At 36.1% G+C, this 18,876-nt stretch carries 18 protein-coding genes and 1 pseudogene; 1 reads left to right on the top strand and 18 read right to left on the bottom strand.

Annotated features, from left to right (window positions below; genetic code table 11):
• Positions 1 to 52: 52 nt before the first annotated feature.
• On the top strand, positions 53 to 586 hold the full coding sequence (locus IGJ50_RS04005; protein ID WP_111248188.1) for a 3'-5' exonuclease: 534 nt from the start codon (positions 53 to 55) through the stop codon (positions 584 to 586).
• Positions 587 to 633: 47 nt separating this feature from the next.
• Here IGJ50_RS04005 and IGJ50_RS04000 read toward each other — a convergent pair whose 3' ends face one another.
• The 18 genes and pseudogenes from IGJ50_RS04000 to IGJ50_RS03915 all read right to left on the bottom strand — a co-directional run bounded on the left by IGJ50_RS04000 (position 634) and on the right by IGJ50_RS03915 (position 18,665).
• Positions 634 to 2,322 carry an FAD-dependent oxidoreductase gene (locus tag IGJ50_RS04000; RefSeq protein WP_429948999.1) on the bottom strand — a complete coding sequence of 563 codons (1,689 nt, stop codon included), beginning with the start codon at positions 2,320 to 2,322 and terminating at the stop codon, positions 634 to 636.
• Positions 2,323 to 2,417: 95 nt separating this feature from the next.
• Positions 2,418 to 2,981 (bottom strand): alkyl hydroperoxide reductase subunit C, encoded by a 564-nt coding sequence (ahpC, locus tag IGJ50_RS03995; protein ID WP_010760552.1) that lies wholly within the window; start codon positions 2,979 to 2,981, stop codon positions 2,418 to 2,420.
• 272 nt (positions 2,982 to 3,253) lie between these two features.
• The gene (locus IGJ50_RS03990; protein WP_429948997.1) at positions 3,254 to 4,099 is read right to left on the bottom strand and encodes an alpha/beta hydrolase; all 846 of its coding nucleotides are present in this window, start codon (positions 4,097 to 4,099) and stop codon (positions 3,254 to 3,256) included.
• A gap of 83 nt (positions 4,100 to 4,182) precedes the next feature.
• Complete coding sequence (locus IGJ50_RS03985) at positions 4,183 to 4,809, bottom strand: endonuclease III domain-containing protein (protein WP_429948995.1); 627 nt, start codon at positions 4,807 to 4,809, stop codon at positions 4,183 to 4,185.
• Between the two features lie 75 nt (positions 4,810 to 4,884).
• Positions 4,885 to 5,565, bottom strand: coding sequence for an O-methyltransferase (locus tag IGJ50_RS03980; protein ID WP_429950022.1), 681 nt, complete (start codon positions 5,563 to 5,565; stop codon positions 4,885 to 4,887).
• A gap of 210 nt (positions 5,566 to 5,775) precedes the next feature.
• Positions 5,776 to 6,654 carry a phytoene/squalene synthase family protein gene (locus IGJ50_RS03975; protein ID WP_206838230.1) on the bottom strand — a complete coding sequence of 293 codons (879 nt, stop codon included), beginning with the start codon at positions 6,652 to 6,654 and terminating at the stop codon, positions 5,776 to 5,778.
• Entirely contained in the window at positions 6,635 to 8,131 is a 1,497-nt protein-coding gene (locus IGJ50_RS03970; protein ID WP_429948993.1) for a phytoene desaturase family protein, read from the bottom strand. The genes IGJ50_RS03975 and IGJ50_RS03970 overlap by 20 nt, the downstream gene beginning before the upstream one ends.
• A 215-nt stretch (positions 8,132 to 8,346) precedes the next feature.
• Positions 8,347 to 9,351 (bottom strand): lipoate--protein ligase, encoded by a 1,005-nt coding sequence (locus IGJ50_RS03965; RefSeq protein ID WP_429948991.1) that lies wholly within the window; start codon positions 9,349 to 9,351, stop codon positions 8,347 to 8,349.
• A 12-nt stretch (positions 9,352 to 9,363) separates the two neighbouring features.
• Positions 9,364 to 10,104: an MBL fold metallo-hydrolase gene (locus IGJ50_RS03960; protein ID WP_069641071.1), complete on the bottom strand. Its 741-nt coding sequence runs from the start codon at positions 10,102 to 10,104 to the stop codon at positions 9,364 to 9,366.
• Between the two features lie 144 nt (positions 10,105 to 10,248).
• Positions 10,249 to 11,139: pseudogene (locus tag IGJ50_RS03955) on the bottom strand (IS3 family transposase); the annotation flags it as partial.
• On the bottom strand, positions 11,127 to 11,657 hold the full coding sequence (locus tag IGJ50_RS03950) for a helix-turn-helix domain-containing protein (RefSeq protein WP_429948989.1): 531 nt from the start codon (positions 11,655 to 11,657) through the stop codon (positions 11,127 to 11,129). The pseudogene IGJ50_RS03955 and the gene IGJ50_RS03950, both read right to left, overlap by 13 nt.
• A 255-nt stretch (positions 11,658 to 11,912) precedes the next feature.
• The gene (locus tag IGJ50_RS03945; RefSeq protein ID WP_429948987.1) at positions 11,913 to 12,710 is read right to left on the bottom strand and encodes a DUF975 family protein; all 798 of its coding nucleotides are present in this window, start codon (positions 12,708 to 12,710) and stop codon (positions 11,913 to 11,915) included.
• A gap of 21 nt (positions 12,711 to 12,731) precedes the next feature.
• The gene (locus IGJ50_RS03940; RefSeq protein ID WP_429948986.1) at positions 12,732 to 13,814 is read right to left on the bottom strand and encodes a M42 family metallopeptidase; all 1,083 of its coding nucleotides are present in this window, start codon (positions 13,812 to 13,814) and stop codon (positions 12,732 to 12,734) included.
• A 413-nt stretch (positions 13,815 to 14,227) separates the two neighbouring features.
• Entirely contained in the window at positions 14,228 to 15,496 is a 1,269-nt protein-coding gene (gene dltD / locus IGJ50_RS03935) for a D-alanyl-lipoteichoic acid biosynthesis protein DltD (protein WP_429948984.1), read from the bottom strand.
• A complete protein-coding gene (gene dltC / locus IGJ50_RS03930; protein ID WP_069640965.1) occupies positions 15,496 to 15,732 on the bottom strand; it encodes a D-alanine--poly(phosphoribitol) ligase subunit DltC in 237 nt (78 codons plus the stop codon). Before dltC ends, dltD begins: the two co-directional genes overlap by 1 nt.
• 49 nt (positions 15,733 to 15,781) lie before the next feature.
• The gene (gene dltB, locus IGJ50_RS03925) at positions 15,782 to 16,987 is read right to left on the bottom strand and encodes a D-alanyl-lipoteichoic acid biosynthesis protein DltB (protein ID WP_069640964.1); all 1,206 of its coding nucleotides are present in this window, start codon (positions 16,985 to 16,987) and stop codon (positions 15,782 to 15,784) included.
• Complete coding sequence (dltA, locus tag IGJ50_RS03920) at positions 16,984 to 18,501, bottom strand: D-alanine--poly(phosphoribitol) ligase subunit DltA (protein WP_429948981.1); 1,518 nt, start codon at positions 18,499 to 18,501, stop codon at positions 16,984 to 16,986. The genes dltB and dltA overlap by 4 nt, the downstream gene beginning before the upstream one ends.
• Positions 18,502 to 18,515: 14 nt before the next feature.
• Positions 18,516 to 18,665 (bottom strand): teichoic acid D-Ala incorporation-associated protein DltX, encoded by a 150-nt coding sequence (locus tag IGJ50_RS03915; RefSeq protein WP_069640962.1) that lies wholly within the window; start codon positions 18,663 to 18,665, stop codon positions 18,516 to 18,518.
• Positions 18,666 to 18,876 lie beyond the last annotated feature (211 nt).

Below are 18,876 nucleotides of genomic sequence, written 5' to 3'. Positions count from 1 at the left end.
TTTTGTTATACTGCATGTATGAATTAATTTTGAACCGAAAGGGATAATGACTATGAATTTTTATTCCATAGACTTTGAAACAGCCAGTTACGCTAAACATAGCGCTTGTTCTGTTGCTTTAGTAAAAGTAGAGAATAGCCGCATCGTTGATGAATATTACTCACTAATTAAACCAGAAACCGACTTTTTCTGGAAAAATATCCAAATTCATGGAATCAAACCAGAAGATGTGGCGGATGCCCCTAAATTTCCTGATGTTTGGAAGCAGATCCAAGCCTGTTTTAAACCCAATAGTTTAGTGGTTGCTCATAATGCCCCTTTTGACTGTGGTGTTTTAGCTGGGTCCTTGGATTATTATGGGATCGAACAACCGAATTATCTTTCATTGTGTACAGTTAAAACGAGTCGCAAGTTATTTCCAGAGTTGCCGAATCATAAATTAAACACGATTTGTGATAATCTAGATATCCAGTTGAACAATCATCATGATGCACTAGAAGACAGCCGAGCTTGCGCTGAAATTTTACTGTATCAGGAAAAACATTTTGGTGTTGAACCGTTGAAAAAACTTGTTACAATCAAATAGAAAAAGCCGAATCAAGAACAATTCGTTCTTTTGATTCGGCTTTTTCTTTATTTTTCTAAAATCTCAATGATCTCATCCATATTTTTAGAACCAAAAACAATGTCTTTATCATCAATGATCATCGCAGGAACACTCATGATTTTCTTCTCTGTTTTCAATTCTGGGAAAACACCAATATCGATCATTTCTGCTTCAACATTATGATTAATAGAAGCAATTCGTTGACACGCTGCCACGACATCTGGACAGTAATGACAGGTTAATGAAACGAAAATCTGAACTTTCTTTTTCGGTAATTCTTTGATTTTATTCACTACTGGCTCTTCAATTGGCTGTCCAGCACTTCCTACATTATAGACAGCTAAAACGATTGAATTGACTTCATGCCCACTTGGAATACCGCTAAATTTGATTCCTGTGTACTCGCCTTGATCATTTAAGACAACAACACTTGGTAATTTATCAATGCCATATTTCGCTTCTACATCAGAGTCCGCACCTTTTTGAACAGTTTCCAACAAAATTTTATCACTTAATGAGGCAAATTCCGTTAGGAAAGAATTCAATTCAAGGGATTTCTCTTCGCTGCTATCCATCACTTGTAATAAGGTTACATTTTTCGTTAATTTACCAAAAATACCACCCAATTGTTCTCTCATTGCATCTGGGAACCATGTGTTATTTCCACTTGTTGCTTTAGCAGGTTTCTTTTCTGCTTTTGGTTGTGTTTCTTTATTGTCAGCATGTTGCTTCGCTAAACGTTTTTCCATCCGTTCATTGACGATTGATAGGCCTGCTTTTGTTTTTTCTTCGGTGATGTATTTTTGCGCATTCGTTGCGGCAATTGCACCATCAGCAACTGCTGTAACGATTTGACGTAATTCTTTGATACGTAGGTCTCCGGCAGCATAAACACCAGGAACATTGGTTTCCATGTTTTCATTGGTTGGGACATAACCACGATCTAATTCGACTTTTCCTTCAAAAATTTCTGTACTTGGTTTATTTCCAGCAAACACAAACATCCCAAATGTACTGTCAGTTGGTGCTTCGTAAGTCGTTTCTTCGCCTGTTTCATTATTGACAAAGACCGCTTTACGAACAAAATCATCACCTGTAATTTCTTTGACTTCTGTATTGTAGATGATCTTGATTTCTGGATGCTGTTTGGCTGCTTCTGCTGTTAATTTGGCACAAGTAAAATCAGGTTCACGAATGATCATTGTGACTGATTTACCGTAACGAGTTAAATAAACCGCTTCTTCTGCCGCCGCATAGCCACCACCAAGTACAAAAATATCTAAACCTTGGAAGAATTCACCGTCACAAGTTGAACAGTACGCAATGCCACGTCCTGTAAATTCAACTTCCCCTGGAAAGCCGATTTTTCGTGCTGATGCACCTGTTGCGATGATCACCGCATACGCTTGATAGGTTTTAGTCGCGGATTTGACTGTTTTGACCGTTTGGCTTAAATCGACATCAATGATTTCATCAGTTGTAAATTCAACCCCAAAATCTAGCGCTTGTAAACGCATATCTTCCATTAATTCAGGACCGGTAGTTGCTCGAATCGCTGGGTAATTCACGATTTCAGAAGTTGTGGTTACTTGTCCGCCAATCTTATCTTTTTCGATGATCAATGTATCTAACATCGCACGACCTGCATAAATTCCTGCTGATAATGCCGCTGATCCGCCACCAATTACGATCAAATCATATATTTCTTGGCTCATGTATGTTCTCCTTTTTGTCTATCTCATTATTTTGCTCTGTAAATTTTAAGAAAGACTTCCCATAAAGGAAGTCTCAAGGTTGTCTATTCAAACGTTTAGATTTTACCAACTAAGTCTAAACTTGGTGCAATTGTTTCTTCGCCTGGTTTCCAGTTTGCTGGACAAACTTTATCGCCATGTTTTGCTACGAATTGAGATGCTTCTAATTTACGAACTAGCTCATCTGCATTACGGCCGATTCCCATATCATTGATTTCGTATGATTTGATTTCGCCTTCTGGGCTAACGATAAATGTTCCACGGTATGCTTGACCTAAATCTTCATTTAAAACGCCGAAGAAACGAGCAATTTTTCCATTTGGATCAGCTAACATTGGGTATTTGATTTTACCGATTGTATCTGTCGCATCTGCCCAAGCTTTATGAACAAAATGGCTATCTTCTGATACTGAGTATACTTCACAGTTCAACTCTTTTAGGTGATCATAATGATCTTGCATGTCGCCAAGTTCTGTTGGACAAACAAATGAAAAGTCAGCTGGGTAGAAGAAGAAAATACTCCATTTACCTAATACATCTGCTGTTGATACTTTGATGAAGTCTCCATCTTGATAGGCGTCACATTCGAAATCTAATAGTTTTGTGTTAATTAAGTTCATCTACATATTCCTCCTAATTTTTAAAAGCTAGCCTGTGTAGCTAGACATTTTTCTACACTCTTAGCGTATCAATTTAAAATTATTATGTCAATAGAATTATTATAGTTTAGTTATTTTATTTTTGCTATTTTCGGCTTTTCTTTGAGAAAATAGCTCTTTCATTCTCATTAAGCTAAAAACCAATCGTTTTTACTTGTCTGATTATACTTACATCATAAAATGAAAACAGAACAAAGACAAGAGTCTTTATCCTATTTCATTTTCATTCTATTCTACCAAAAAAAATCTTTCAATAATTGAACGACTTTCTGATTTTCAACTAACTCGCTGTGACTTGTATTTTCTCCTTCGATCAACACTTCCTGATACTCCGCTACTTGATCCTGATAAATGTACCTTCCAGAAAAGACGCTTTGCACAGGAACGGTATTATCAGATGCCGTATCATCAACCTCTCCAGCAATATTCAACATCTCAATTGTATCAGGGATATTTTCTAGATTCGTTAAATAGCCTTTAAGCAGGTCGCTAGTTTCTTTTAGTTGGGTAAATGAAGTCACCGCTTCATTATATTTTTTTGACGTATCATTATAAGGCGTTCCTAGTGTGATTAGTTTGGCTAATTCAGGGTCACCAGTTTGTTGAAATTCTTCCAGATAAGAGGTAATGACTAATCCGCCATTGGAGTGCCCTAAGTAATTGTATGTTTCAAATGAGTATTTTTCTTGGATATAATGTAATGCTAATTGATACCATTTTCCTTGAACGGGTAGTGTCTCATCACTACTGTCTTCAAACGCGATCACGATGATAGGATGTTCTGCGGTACTTGTTAATTTTCCTTTAGAGGAAACCGTTCCGTCTGTTGCTACGGTCACTTTTAACACGTCAGCTTTTGAATCTAAGGCTTTGATCAAGCCATTGAATCGATTCACTGTCCCATTTGTGCCTGGAACAAAAATCGTTGGCGTTTGAATTGCCACGGGGGCACTTGTTGATGTAAATTTTTCGGCGAATGCCGTTAAGCTTTTTTGAAATAGAAGAAAGAGCATTAGAATAACACCTACAATCAAAAGTATTTTAGGAATCTTTCTTTTTATGTTTTTAGTAGTATTCATGACGTTTCCCTCCTCTCATAGAGAAAGTGTACGCCTTGAAACTTAAACGAACATTAAACACAATCGAAAGAAGGAAACTAAGCTTAGGAGATTAAAAATGATTCATCCATATTCTTGTCTTTGCCAAAATGCTTACCATGAACATCAATTACTGCATGCCATTCTTTACATAAATCATGAAGAATTCCATCCGTCAAATGATTGAAGTCTTTCCGCATTTCTTCGTACGTCTTATAGGGACCAAAACCCAAACGATTAAACAAACGAATGGCATATTGATCCGCGATAAAAACATTTCGTTCAAAAATATAAAGGAGCATCGCATCTGCTGTTTCTGAGCCAACACCTTTGATCGTTAACAGCTCTTTTCTTAACGCTTCAGTAGAGTAAGCACGAAATTTATCAAAATCACTATCATGGGAAATAAACCAACTGATCAATGCTTTGATATAGTTACTTTTTTGAGTGAAAAATCCTGCTGGACGGATCAGTTCTTGAAGTGTTTCTAATTCCATTTCATGAAGACTTTCTACTGTTAGATAAGGTTCCAAATTAGCCAATGCTTTATGCGCATTTTTTTCAGTCGTCTGCTGGATCAAGATCATCGAAACCCAATCAGAAATCCGATTTTCATTTTCCCACCAATATTGAAAACCGTAATGTGCAACCAAATTATTTAACACTTGAAGCTTTTCTTTATCTGATTTCAACTTTATCTACTCCTTTATCGTCACATAAAAAACTCAGATCAAAATAATTAAATCCTGACCCAAGTTGTCTATTCGTTATTCAGTTAGTTCTCTTTCTTTTGTGATCATGATCACGCCATCACCTAACGGCAATAATGTTGAGGTCAAATCTGGATGGGTCATAACTGTCTCTAAAAATTGATTCAATTTTCTATGAATCGTTCTTTGGCTACGAGGAATTTCTTCGATTGGGTCTAAAATCGTGCCTGCTTGAAAGACATCATCCACCATCAACACACCGCCAACGCGTAATAAGCGTAAGCATTCTGGTAGAAATTCGATATATTTAGATTTTGCACTGTCCATAAAAATAAAGTCATAAGGACCACTTAGTGTCGGCAAAATTTCCGCCGCTTGTCCTTCTAATAAAGTTACTTTGTCCGTTAGACCTAAACGTTCATAGGTTACTTTCGCTTTTCTGATCATTACATCAAATCGATCGATCGTCGTAACATGTCCGTCTTCCCCGACACATTGCGTCATAAGGCTAGAAGAAAAGCCGATTGCTGTCCCTATTTCTAAAATGTTCTTAGGTTTGATTTGACCTAAGAAAAATTGCAAGAACACTACTGTTTCATGGGGAATGATCGGTACTCCCGCTTCGTGAGCTTCTTCTTCGATTACGCCAAGTTCACCTTGGATTTTTTTTTGTTTATTTCGCATAAATTCAACAAGTTCTGGTTTCACAACTGGTCGATGCATCATTTCGTTGCGCACGTTATTCATCCTTCCAAAAGTCAATCATTTCTAGTTTTCACTACTAGTAATATAGCAGAAATCATTTTCGGTTAATAGCCTTTTTTAGCTGTTTTGAGAAAATAGTTTCGTTCATGTCTTTTAACAACGATGCATTCTTTTTAATCTACTACGATTTTACTAGACTTAAACTAAAAACAATCATGAAACATTTAAAGGGTATCCATTATCCTATAATGTTTTCAAATAGTTTTTTGCTTTTTGGTACAATTCAAGTTGCTGACTTTTCTTCACGAAGTTTCTCTTATTAAAACATTGATAGTTGCTTTGCCTAACTGAATTTAAAATACCTTTGTAAAAATAGATAGATAGTAACAGTGCTTCTTGACAATCTTTGTGGATAGAAGCTAGCATTGTTTGGGCTTTTGAGTATAGTTGCTCAGCTCTTGTTGCCTCGTATTCCCATAATTCTATAAAAGAATCATTGATGATGCCTTTTTCCAACGAATCAAGTGAAACATCAAATCTTTCCATGATTTCCTTTGGAAGATAGATTCGCTGATTATTGTAGTCTTCTCCGATATCTCTTAAAATATTCGTGATTTGCATGGCTTCACCTAATTGGATTGCTTGGCTTCTTATTTCATCAGGACGATCAGAAAGAATTGGCAACAACATCAATCCGACTGATCCTGCAACATAGTAAGAATATTCTTCTAATTCAGTCTGTGTTTCAGGTTGTTGAAACGTCCAATCCATCTCTTGCCCCAATAACATATCATAAAAAGACTGTTGATTCATTTCATAGGTTTCGAATACTGGCACTAAGGCTCTCCAAAAATAACGATCTGGAATTTTCCCTGCTAAAAAGTCATCTAATTCACGTTTTAATTTGTTTAAACGATCCACATCACGGTATACATCAATGCTATCATCTGCTTCACGACAAAAAGAATAAATAGCAAAAATACTTAGTGCTTTTTGCTTTGGAAGTTTAGAAAAGGCTTTATAAAAACTTTTTGAATGATTGCGAATCGTTTCCTCACACAAAGCGAAATCTGATTCATACATTGAAAATAGTTTTGTTACGTCATCTTTTCTTTTTATCATCTTTCAACAACTCCTCCGCAGCTAACTTAGCGCTTGTTAAAACAATCGGAACTCCCGCCCCTGGATGTGTACTACTACCGCAAAAATAAAGGTTATCTGCATAATCGAATTTATTATGAGGACGATAATAGTTACTTTGTTTTAAGGTCGGTTTCAGTCCGAATGTTGCACCATTATAAGCATTAAAATTTTGCTTGAACTCTTTAGGTGTATAGAGAGATTCATAAACGATATGTTCTTCTATATCAGAGAAAATAGTTTCTTTTTTGACTAAATCGAGAACGTTTTGTCGAAATGCCTGCGTTGTTGATTCGTTCCAATCCACTCCTTGTGAGAGTTCAGGAACAGGCACCAAAATATAAACTCCTTCATGCCCTTCTGGCGCTAAACTTTCATCGATTGAAGACGGAACATAAATATAAAATGAAGGGTCATCTGGTAATTTTCCATCTTCAAAAATATCATTAATATTTTTTTCAAAATCTTCAGCAAATCGAATCGTATGAAGTGAATCCACTGGATATTTTTTATCCAGACCAAGATAAAGAATGAAACATGAACAGGAATAATCCAACTTATCAATTTTTTTATCGGTATATTTTCCTCTAGTCTTTTCATCTGGTAACAATGACTTCATTGCATAAGGAAAATCAGCATTACACACGACGTAATCACTCGGGATAATGCCCTCTTCTGTCCTGATTCCTGTTGCTTGTTTATTTTCTATGATGATTTCTTTAACAGGTGTATTAAGGTGTATCGTACCACCAAGCTCTTCAAAAGCTTTGACCATTCCTGTAGCCAAGGTATACATCCCACCTTCAATAAACCAGATGCCATAAATTAGTTCAATCATAGGAATAATTGTATAAAGAGAAGGACCATTATAAGGAGAAACCCCTATGTAAAGAGTTTGGAAGGCTAATGCTTTCCGTAATCTTTCGTCTTTTACAAATTTTGAAATAGAACTATAGGCATCATTAAATGTGTGTAATCTAAACCCATCAATCAATGATCTCGGATTATAAAAATCCCAAAAAGAACGAAATGATTTCATGATGAAAGCCTTTTTCGCTATTTGATACCGTTTATAAATACTTGCTAAATATTCTAGATATCCTTGCATATCCTCTTCTGAAATACCTTCTAAAAGTGACGTTAAAGACACTAGATCCGAAGACATGTTCAACGTTTCTTCATTTGGAAAGTTCAAGGATAACATGGGATCAACTTTTTTCATCGGTATATATTGATCTGGGTCTTTCCCACATTGTTCAAAAACTTCACGATAAATTTCAGGCATCATTACGATGGTCGGACCTACGTCAAAAGTAAATCCTTGTTCTTTTATTTGGTACATTTTACCACCGACTTGTTCATTTTTCTCGTACAAATGAACATTATACCCTTCGTGTTGCAGACGAATAGCTGCTGCTAATCCTGCAGCTCCTGCACCAATTACTATAACTTTTTTCACTATTATACACCACCAACTCGTTTTTTTAAGTATATCCTTATCAATTGATAATGTAAATTATTTAGATTTTTTAGGAAAAAATCTAAATAAATGAGATAAAACGAAACATCCTATCCTAGTGCCTTATAATCTGAATGAGTGAGGTAAAAATAGAAGCGCGCATTGCTTGTTTTTAAATAAAAACAAGCAATGCGCGCTTTTCACTATTCTTTCGTTTAATACAATAAGTTTACCAAGTCTTCTTTTTCAATGTTACCAAAATATTTTTTGATATCAATCTGATCAACTGCTGCTTCGATTGCTGATTTTTTATATTTTGTACCAGTCAAAATATCTTCTACATCTTTGATTTCACCGAGTCCAAAGAAATCGCCAAAGATTTTGATTTCTTTGATTATTCCCTCTTCTACATTCATCTGAGCATCGATGGAACCAATCGGAAAACGCTGATGACGTTCTAAGTTAAACGCTGGTGACTTGCCATAATTCCAATCCCAATTACGATAGTATTCATCGGAAATTTTGTTGATTTTTTCCCAGTCTTCATCCGTTAATTCGTATGTTTTTACTTGATCAACGTCGTTTACACCAAATATTTTCAATAAAATATCTTCACGAAACTCTTCTGTCGTCATTTCTTGCTTATCCGCTGGTAAAAACGGTTTGATGTTTGTCACTCGAGAACGGACAGATTTAATCCCTTTTGATTCTATTTTATCTTTGCGAACTTTTAATGTGTTCACTACCTCATTGATATCACTATCAAACATCAAAGTACCATGCGCAAACATTCTCCCTGCCGTTGCATACATCGCATTTCCAGAGAACTTCATTCCATCAATAACTAAATCGTTGCGCCCTTTTAATTCAGCACCCGAAACACCTAGCTCATGGAGTGCTTGAATAATTGGTTGAGTCACTTTTGCAAAATCACGGAAAGAATTTCCATCATCTGGCATGATAAAACTAAAGTTCAAGTTTCCATGATCATGATAAACAGCTCCACCACCACTTAAACGGCGAACAACATGAATGCCATGTTCATCTACATATTCTTTGTTGATCTCAGCAATCGTATTTTGGTTGCGTCCAATAATAATGGAGGGATCATTAATATAGAATAGGAGAATCGGTTCATCTAACGATTTTTCTTTTAATAAATACGTTTCAATTGCTAAGTTGATTCTTGGATCATTATTTTCATTTGGAACAAAAATCATGTTTACCACTCCTTAAATTTTAATCACTAAATTTTTCTTTGCTAAACTAACGGACACATGGCTACCAGCGGCATTTTCAGCTTGTCTTCTTAGTTCTTCTAATGAACCATGTTGCGGTAAATGGGTCAGAATAAGATTTTGGACATGCGCTGCTTTGGCGATTTCTCCAGACTCTTTGGCAGTAAAATGAGCATGGTGGTGTTCGTTTCCTTCAAACAAATAAGTATCTGCTAAAAAAACATCTGCATCTTTCGCAAAATCAACAAAACTTTCCAAATAGCCCGAATCACCAGTGAAAACAAACACTTTACCTGTTTTTTCCTCTACAAAACGCATCGCATAACAAGGAACTGGATGAATGGTTTTCATGAAGGTTATGAGAAAGGGGCCTAATTTTAATTCCTCTGCTTCAAAATAAGGGACGGCTTTTGATACCCCAGACATATTCAACGATTCAAAATGAACAGCATCATCTGTATGTCCATAAATTGGCAATATAGGTGTTGGTTCCATCACTGGATATAATTGACGGTAATACTGCAGCACACCAAGATCAGCAATATGATCGTAATGATAATGGGACAAAATCACGGCATCTAGCTTTAAGGGATCAAGATGCTCCTCTAAATTGACTAAGGTTGTGCTTCCAGCATCTAACAACAGCTTAAAATCATCTGATTCTATCAGGTAAGAACTGGTTCCTTCTCCTTTATACGGATAAGCGCCTAAGCAGCCCAAAATGGTTATTTTCAATTTCATCTACCTCCTTGATTCGTCTTCACCTAATGGTAACACAAAAAAGGAAATCATTGACAGAAACAAACATGATAAATCAAAAAAAGAGTCTGGGACATAACTCTACGAGTTATGATGTGCGCCCTAAAAGTTGTACGTAGATTAACCTGTCATTCGACTGGTATGAATTCGGTATTGAACCGGACTCATACCAGTCAATTTTGCTTTTATCCGATGATGATTGTAATAATCAATATAATTTGTAACTGCTCGTTTTAATTCCTCAAAGCTAGAAAAACTACGGCCATAATACATTTCTTGTTTCATTAGACCAAAGAAATTTTCCATTAATGCATTGTCCAAACAATTTCCTTTTCGTGACATACTCTGGTATAACTTTGCTTGCTTCAATTGTCTAACATACTGTTGATTTTGGTAATGCCACCCTTGATCGGAATGGATTGTTGTTCGAACGTTGGTCTTTTTACTTTCTTTAATGGTTGTTTTTAAAGGAATCAATACGCAATCCAACGTTGGTTTTTGCTGAAATTGATAGGCAATGATTTCTCCATTAAAACCATCAAGAAAAGGACTGAGATAGGCTTTTCTTTTTAGTTTAATTCCTTCGGAATTTCGTTCAGTATAGTGGAATTCTGAAATATCTGTAAAGATTTTTTGTTTTGGAATCGTGCTAAAGAAGCGGCGATTCACCTTGTTTTTAGCCAAGGTTCCCACCAAACCTTTGTAAGATCGATACCTTCTTGAACGACGTGTAAAGCTTATACATACTAAGTTATATTTCTTCATAATTCGTCTGATTTTCTTATGATTGATTTGATAGCCCCTATTCACTAAAGCCAACTTGATTCGACGATAGCCATAATTGCGATCATTCTCTTCAAAAATTGTTTGAATCAATTTCTCTATGTGAGTCATTTTTTCTTCGCTCATTATCTTTTTCCAGTAATTGAAGGTAGAACGCGGTAGCTTAATCGCTTGTAATACATGATCTTGACGATACTTTCCAATAAGTTCTATGGCTATTCTGGTTTGAACTCGTCTTTTCGCTTCGCCATAATAGTCTGTTGGAAAGTCCGTAGCTTTTTTAAATACTCGACCTCGATTCGCAAACGTTCATTCTCACGCTCTAATTCCTTTTCACGAGATAGTTTGCTTGTTTCTTGCTGTTTTTTTGTTGGTTTGTTCATCCTTTTTTTGGGTCTCCCTTTTTGATTGGACAGAGCAGTTTGACCACCAGCGATGTATTTCCTTTGCCAACGAGAAATCATCGACCCATTAGGTAGCTTGAATTGTCTTGCTACTTCACCGAAAGAAGCATCTGTCGTTTCTATAAAGTGTAATACATCTCGCTTAAATTCACTAGTATATTTTGTCAGCGAACGGCGTCTTTTGAGCCCTTCTTTCCCAAATAATTGATAGGAGTGTTTCCAATTGTAAATTAAGGCATTTGATGGGAGTCCGTATTTTTTAGCCAAGGCTCGTCCGCCCAGAGGGCCTTCTAGGTACTCTTTCACTAGCTTTAATTTGAATTCTACCTCATAATAACTCATAAAAAATAACCTCCAAAAATTGTATTTTTCACGTACAACTTTTGGGGGTCACATCATTATCTCTCAGACTCAAGGAATTCGTATAAACGGTGCGAGCAGAAGTAATTCCTTCTTATTTCTCGGGATTAAACACTCCTGTCCCAACCTCTTTACTTTCTTACAAAGCACTTAGACTAAAGCTGTTGAACCAACGGTCGTTTGCTATTTTAATCTACTAAAGATATATTTTTCAATTATCGATAAGTTACTAAATACTTATTCTACAACTGCCGGTGCCCCTTTTTCTTCACGAGCTGTATCGTAAAAACTTGCGATAGCAACGTCATGATAAGGAAACACCCAAAACAAACCGATTCCAAAAACTAAAGCACCGATAATGAACCAGCCGATAAAAGAAATTTGTAAAAGTAAATATTGACCAAAACGGCCTTTCATCAAGAATAATGCGTATTTAAGAGTATCCCCGACAGATAGCTCTGGATCATCCATTTTTACCCAAATAGCAAATTGGAAGACCCCACTAATAAAGACCCCAATTAAAATCATTAAAAATCCAAAACCAATTAGCAGTAAACCCAAAAAGATATCTCCACCCATTTCAGATTGAATGTGATCAACAGAAACGGTGTTAAACATCAAGCCAAAATACAGTGTGACTCCTGAGAAGATAAGGACTGGTAATAACAAAATTAAATTCATCACTAATTCAACAAGGTATTGGATAAGATTGATCAGCAACATTGGAAGATAAAACTTGCCTTGAAAAATAGTTGTTAACATGCCCGACTGAACTTTTTTACCACGTAATACTTGTAACGCACAATAATAAGTACCATAGGTAATCGCAAAAAAGAGAAAGTTATTTAGCAAAAATGACATAACATTACTTCCAGCACTCTCTTTCGGTAGATTGGCAATACCGCCAACTACTGAACCAATCATAAAACGAATAAAGGCAGCTAAAAAGGTAATCCAGGCCATCGTTCCCCATTGATCTTTTAATGATATTCGAGCTTGCTCTCGATGCATTGCATTTGTAATTTGACTCTTCATGTGAAAATTCCCCTTTTTAGTTTAATAACTGCGAAGCTTATCTACAGTTTCTTTATCTAGTCGTTTCACTACTTCTGTTACTAATTTGACGGTATTTAAATAATCGTCTTCATGGATTATTGATGTGTGAGAATGTAAATAACGAACTGGAACTGTGATTGCTAATGATGGTACGCCATTTTTAGTTAGATGCATTCTACCCGCATCGGTACCACCACCTGTAATGACAGTGTATTGGAACGGAATATTATTTTCTTGTGCCACTTGGATCACAAAATCGCGTAATTTTTTATGTGGAATCATCGACGCATCGAAAATCAAGATTTGTGGGCCTTTTCCTAATTCAGAGTCTGCTTCTTTAGGCGTCATGCCTGGCGTGTCCCCTGCTGTTCCAGTATCAAGTGCAAAGGCAATATCTGGGTCAACTAAATGCGTACTTGTTTGTGCACCGCGTAAACCAACTTCTTCTTGTACATCACTTCCTGCAAATAAGATGTTCGGATGTCCTTGTGCGGCTAGATTTTCCAATACTCTTAGTGATACCGCCGTACCAATACGATTGTCCCATGCTTTGGCTAAGATAAACTTGGTCCCATTCATCCGACGATATTCAATGTAAGGCGTGATCATATCTCCTGGTTTGATGCCCCACTCTGCGACTTGTTTGTCACTAGATGCACCAATATCGATAAACATATCTGCAACATCATAAGGTTGTTTTCTCGCTTCTGCTGTCAAAACATGTGGTGGTTTGGAGCCGATCACACCATGAAATAAATCTCCTTTGCCTGTTTTGATTTGAACTTGTTGTGCCAGCATTACTTGTCCCCACCAGCCACCCAGTGTTTGGAATTTAATAAACCCTTGTTCTGTGATTTGAGTCACCATAAAACCAACTTCATCTAAATGTCCTGAGAAGAAAATTTTTGGTCCTTCTTTATCACCGACACGTTTTGCAATGATACTGCCTAAACCATCATACATGATTTTATCTGCAAAAGGTTCAGCATATTTTTTAAATAGCTCTCTGACTTCTTCTTCGTTGCCTGGTACTCCTTTAGCAGTGGTCAAGTCTATTAATAAACGTTCTTCTTTTTGATCCAAAATATTCCCTCCTAAATTTAAAAGTTGAACGAGCTCGTTCAGCCTTGGTCCGACTCAATTATCATTAATCGTATTATATCACTTCTTACCATTCTTGAAAAACTAACTGAATAATGAAAAAAGTGATAGAAACAGCCTCCAACTGAGGAGCTTCTATCACTATTTGGCTTTCACTAAAAAATTATCTTTTCTCTATTTTTTTCCAATTGAAGTTTCAGACGTTCCCTCTGATATTAACGGTTCAACCAGACTGATTACAGGAACCAAACTATTAGTAACCATGAAAAACATTACCAACACTACTAAAAATTTAATTTAAATAAGACTCAAGGAATCCGTATAAACGGTGGGAGCAGAAGCAATCCCTTCTTATTTCTCGGGATTAAACACTCCTGTCCCAACCTTGCTTTTAATTATTTTATCTTTGAAGGTTCTTTTAGTTGCCATTCTTTTGAATAATATGATGGATCGAGCTGATAACTTGGTTTTTTAGCTGACTCTTTTTCAAGAAAAGGTTGAATTCGTTGATCCGCAGCGAGCCAACCACGCCAACCTAAATGAATCGTATCTGCCATAAAATATTGCGTATCACAATCTTTAGTAAAATCTGCAATATTGGTGAATCCTTGACTAGTCAATTGATATTTGACCTTTTTTGCGAATTCTTGCAACATTTCTTGAGAAAGTCCTGTAAAATCCGACCAATGCTTGTTCACGGGTGGGATAATAAACAATACTTCAGCATTCTCCTGAGCCAACTGGCTTAACACTAGTTGTAAATCTGAGAACTCAGGCGAGAAACGATAATCATATTTCACCTGTGAATTTTCTAAATGATTTAATTTCTTTTTTAGTCGTTTATTATAAAAGGAATTAGAAATTTCAAAAGAATTATTACTAGTAGCCTTTTGACCAATCTCTGTCGCTAAGTGGTCTAATTCATTAATATTATATTCATTAGGTAATTTTTGTTCAGCTTTTTCAATCGCTTTATCTTTGCTTACCATACCAATTTTTCCAAATAATTCATCTTCATGGGAAAACATATTGATCATCAAATCAATGTACTGCTTGTCTGATTTACTTGGTAATCGTTCTGAGATAATATCGTTTAAAGCACTATCTAAACGTTTATCTTCTTTTACTTTTGGAAAATCCTTTAAGCGCTTAGCTAGATAAATATCATCTATCGTTATCTTTTTCAAATCACTGACCCACTGATAGGTTTGTAACTCAGAATAATAGGCATTGAAGTAATCATTGGTTACGCCGTCTTTCACAAACCACTGAGGTGAGAGAATAAAAACTACTTTTTTATGCGAAAGGTTCTCCCCCATGGATTGCATCATCAACGCCTGTGTTAAAGATTGTGTACCAGGAGCACCTAATAAAAACGGGCGATAATTCCGATCATATTTTTCTGCTAAAACAGAAGGATGAAACGGACTAATCCGACTCAATTCAGATGAGCCAAAGAATGGAATATAATCCTTTGAACCTATTGCCTTATTTTTGATTGCATTTCCTCTTAATACATTCGTTGCCATAGAAGTGGAAGCATTCGATAAAACACGTTTACTCCCCATATCAATTTTAAACGGTGCAAAGAAAAAAATGACTAACAGAACCGCAGAAATCAAGATTGGCCCAAAGATTCCAAAGATTTTTTTCTTCATGCTCATTATTGTAATGCTTTCACTTGTTCGATAACTTTATTAGGGGTGTTCCACAAATCGCGGTCAAATTCTGAAACTGGTACTTGTACACCTAATTGTCCATCGATTTCAACTAACAGCTGAACTGTTGCCAGCGAATCCATCAACCCTTCTTCAAATAAATCAACCTCTCTATTTTCTTTTACTTCATCTGTTCCCGCAATTTCTTCTAAAATATCTAAAACTGTTTCTTCTATATTCATGTGTTATTCTCCTTCATTGTACAGCTGTTAACTGTAAGTTATTTTGTTTTTATTTAAAGAATAATGTATCTAAAAATCCTGAAAAAATCAAGAAACTAAAGCAAACTGCATTAAACGTTAAGAAAATCGCAAACGCATGGGTGAATTTATTCGAAGGAATCTGTTTCTTATGTTTCTTTTTAAAACGCAGCCACGCATCTGTCAAACAAATCAGTGCGGCATGGTATAATCCGTAAGCCAGATAATACCATGTTAGCCCATGCCAGACACCCATTAACAAGAATAAGGCAAAATAACCAACATTTGAAGCAACGATTCTACTTTTAAAGACTTTTTTCTTGATCAAAGTAAACATTAAGCGCATATACACATAATCGCGGAACCAAAAAGATAAAGTCATATGCCAACGATTCCAAAATTCCTTGATATTCCAACTCAAGAAAGGTTTGTTAAAGTTAATGGGTGTATCGTACCCCATCAAATAACTTGTACCAACTGCAAACAAACTGTAACCAGCAAAATCAAAAAACAAATACATGCTGTAAATATACATATAAGCAACTAATTCCCAAGAGAAACCACCTGTCTTTATAGCCATCTTCGCTACAACTGGCATCAATACTTGGCCAAAATAATAGCCAATAATAAATTTATATAAAAATCCTAGAAAAAAATTATGAATTCCTTTTCCTAGAAAGTCGACATATTTTTCAGGTGTCGGCGGATTTTCCACATCTTTTTCAAAACGTCGGTAGCGGTCGATTGGACCCGACGAAATTGTTGGAAAGAATAATAGGAATTCAATATAACGAAAAATATTATATTCTTTGATCGAACCATCACGCATTTCCATAATGATTTGTACCGATTTAAACGTTAGATAAGAAATTCCTAAAAAGCCTAAAAGTGACGCATGACCTGAAACAAAAGGTACAACTTTTACTAAGGTCAGCGGCAAAATGGCTAAAAATACAGCTAAATAAAAAATTAGACTTGCATTTTTCTTTTGACGATAATGAAAGTAAAACCAGACTAGAATCGTCTGCCAAATAACATAAACGATCAACGCTACGCCTTGTTTCCAGTCCTCACCGCCAAAACTCATATATAAAAATAATAACGTGATCAACACTTGATACCATGCCCAGCGTTTTCCTTTGATCAATAAGGTGAGAATCATTGGTGCTAGAGCGATCAGTAAGTAAATAAAATAAATTGGATTCGCATAAGGAATCATATGGGGAAAGTCGATCATGTTGCGTTCACCTCATTTGTCAATCCTTTGCGGTCGATCTTTCCATTAGCTGTCAGTGGCAATTGTTCTACGTAAATAAATTTCTGTGGAATCATGTAATCCATTACAGATAAACTTAATTCTGCTTTGATGGCTTTTGTTAGCTTAAATTCCTTTTCAAACTCATGTGGATGGGCAACTACAAAAGCGACTAGTTGCTGAACTTTATGATTTTGGTATTTTGCCACGACTGCTGCCTGTTTCACATAAGACACACTCGCCAAATGATGATCGATATCTTCAAGTTCGATGCGATAGCCATGTAGTTTCACTTGAAAATCGATCCGTCCATCATAAATCAACATACCTTCTTGTAATTTTCCAGCATCACCCGTACGATACGCTGATTGACCTTGATACTCAAAAAAAGCATCTGCCGTTTTTTCTGGATTATGCAAATACCCTTTAGAAACGCTTGGCCCTGCGATCACGATTTCGCCTACTTCTCCAGCAGAAACTTCCTTTTTCCCATCCATGATATAAACAGTCGTATCCTCTTTTACATGGCCGATTGGTACACGATTATATTCGTTCAAAAGTTCTTGTGTGATCTTTACACTAGAGATAGCAACAGTGGCTTCTGTTGGTCCATACGTATTAAAAATATGTGCTTTAGGGAAACGTTCCAATAATTTCTGAGCCGTTGCTTTAGGCAACTCTTCTCCGCAAAACAGAAATAGCTTCAAACTATCAACATGTCCTCCATCAAATGTCGGTTCCATCAAACAAATATCTACAAACGATGGTGTCGAAACCCAAACTTCGATTTCTAAAGTCGGCAATACAGTAAACAATTGCTTAAAGTCGTTGATAATTTCTTTTCCCATCGGCGTCAACGAACCGCCAGAAGTCAAGGCAGGATATAAATCCATTACAGATAAATCAAATGAGTAAGGTGCCTGTGATAAAAAGCGCATCCCTTCAGTGATGCCAAAATCAGTCAGTTCCCAATTCACAAAACTTAAAAGGTTCATATGGCTAATTTGGACGCCTTTTGGGACACCTGTTGTGCCAGAGGTAAAAATAATATAATAGGTTTCTGTTTCCAGCACTGGTTTTAGAGCTGATTCAAGCGTCCACGTCTTAGCGTAAATAGTGTGAAGTTGTTCTAACGAAATGATTTCAGCATTCGTCTCCACCTTAGGCCATTCTCTAACAGAAAAGATCACTGCAGGATCTGCGACATCCAGTATCATTTCAACTCTTTCCTTTGGTGTATGTGCTTCAATTGGGATATAGGCGTGACCAGCTTTTGACGCCCCTAAAAAACACGCGACCATTTCATATTCTAATTCACCGTAAACGACTACTGGTCGAGATCGTTCTATGTTTTTTTGTAAATATGCAGCAATTGCATCGGAGTCTTTCTTCAATTCTCCGTAAGTATACGTTCGATTGTTTTCAATATAAACGGGGCGGTTTGGCTCCTTCATCCCCCAACGATCGATTGTTTCAATAATATTTAAAATCGTCATGAAGTATTTCCTCCCTAAAACTCATTGTAAATAAATGAGCCACCATCAATATTTTTGTAATGGTATAAATAAATCAACATGAGAAGTATTCCAAAATAGAAGACGGTCTTTAAAAAGAACTTCCCCCAGTATTGCACATTAGGTTGCTTAAAAAAATTCTTCATTCTATTTAATGCCTCCAAAATTCCACATATTCATCATTTTTGTACTGCTATTGTAATCAAAACAAGCTCGAAAAGAAACTAAATTCGTAAATAAACCCTAATTTTCTACTAACAGTTTTGTCACCTGTACATAAAATGAGGGCTAGAACAAAAGGAAAAAATTTTGTTCCACCCTCTTTTAAAGAAAAGAAAATACAAAAAAAGATTTTTC

It is taken from the genome of Enterococcus sp. AZ101, assembly GCF_050499005.1.
Classification (GTDB): domain Bacteria; phylum Bacillota; class Bacilli; order Lactobacillales; family Enterococcaceae; genus Enterococcus_L; species Enterococcus_L ureilyticus.
This window is presented reverse-complemented; position numbering and strand designations above follow the sequence as displayed.

Excerpts from the sequence above, each read along its gene's own strand:
- IGJ50_RS04005 (WP_111248188.1), top strand. The coding sequence starts at position 53 with ATGAATTTTTATTCCATAGACTTTGAAACAGCCAGTTACGCTAAACAT.
- IGJ50_RS04000 (WP_429948999.1), bottom strand. The coding sequence starts at position 2,322 with ATGAGCCAAGAAATATATGATTTGATCGTAATTGGTGGCGGATCAGCG.
- ahpC (WP_010760552.1), bottom strand. The coding sequence starts at position 2,981 with ATGAACTTAATTAACACAAAACTATTAGATTTCGAATGTGACGCCTAT.
- IGJ50_RS03990 (WP_429948997.1), bottom strand. The coding sequence starts at position 4,099 with ATGAATACTACTAAAAACATAAAAAGAAAGATTCCTAAAATACTTTTG.
- IGJ50_RS03975 (WP_206838230.1), bottom strand. The coding sequence starts at position 6,654 with ATGATAAAAAGAAAAGATGACGTAACAAAACTATTTTCAATGTATGAA.
- IGJ50_RS03965 (WP_429948991.1), bottom strand. The coding sequence starts at position 9,351 with ATGATTTTTGTTCCAAATGAAAATAATGATCCAAGAATCAACTTAGCA.
- IGJ50_RS03950 (WP_429948989.1), bottom strand. The coding sequence starts at position 11,657 with ATGAGTTATTATGAGGTAGAATTCAAATTAAAGCTAGTGAAAGAGTAC.
- IGJ50_RS03945 (WP_429948987.1), bottom strand. The coding sequence starts at position 12,710 with ATGAAGAGTCAAATTACAAATGCAATGCATCGAGAGCAAGCTCGAATA.
- dltD (WP_429948984.1), bottom strand. The coding sequence starts at position 15,496 with ATGAGCATGAAGAAAAAAATCTTTGGAATCTTTGGGCCAATCTTGATT.
- dltC (WP_069640965.1), bottom strand. The coding sequence starts at position 15,732 with ATGAATATAGAAGAAACAGTTTTAGATATTTTAGAAGAAATTGCGGGA.
- dltB (WP_069640964.1), bottom strand. The coding sequence starts at position 16,987 with ATGATCGACTTTCCCCATATGATTCCTTATGCGAATCCAATTTATTTT.
- dltA (WP_429948981.1), bottom strand. The coding sequence starts at position 18,501 with ATGACGATTTTAAATATTATTGAAACAATCGATCGTTGGGGGATGAAG.
- IGJ50_RS03915 (WP_069640962.1), bottom strand. The coding sequence starts at position 18,665 with ATGAAGAATTTTTTTAAGCAACCTAATGTGCAATACTGGGGGAAGTTC.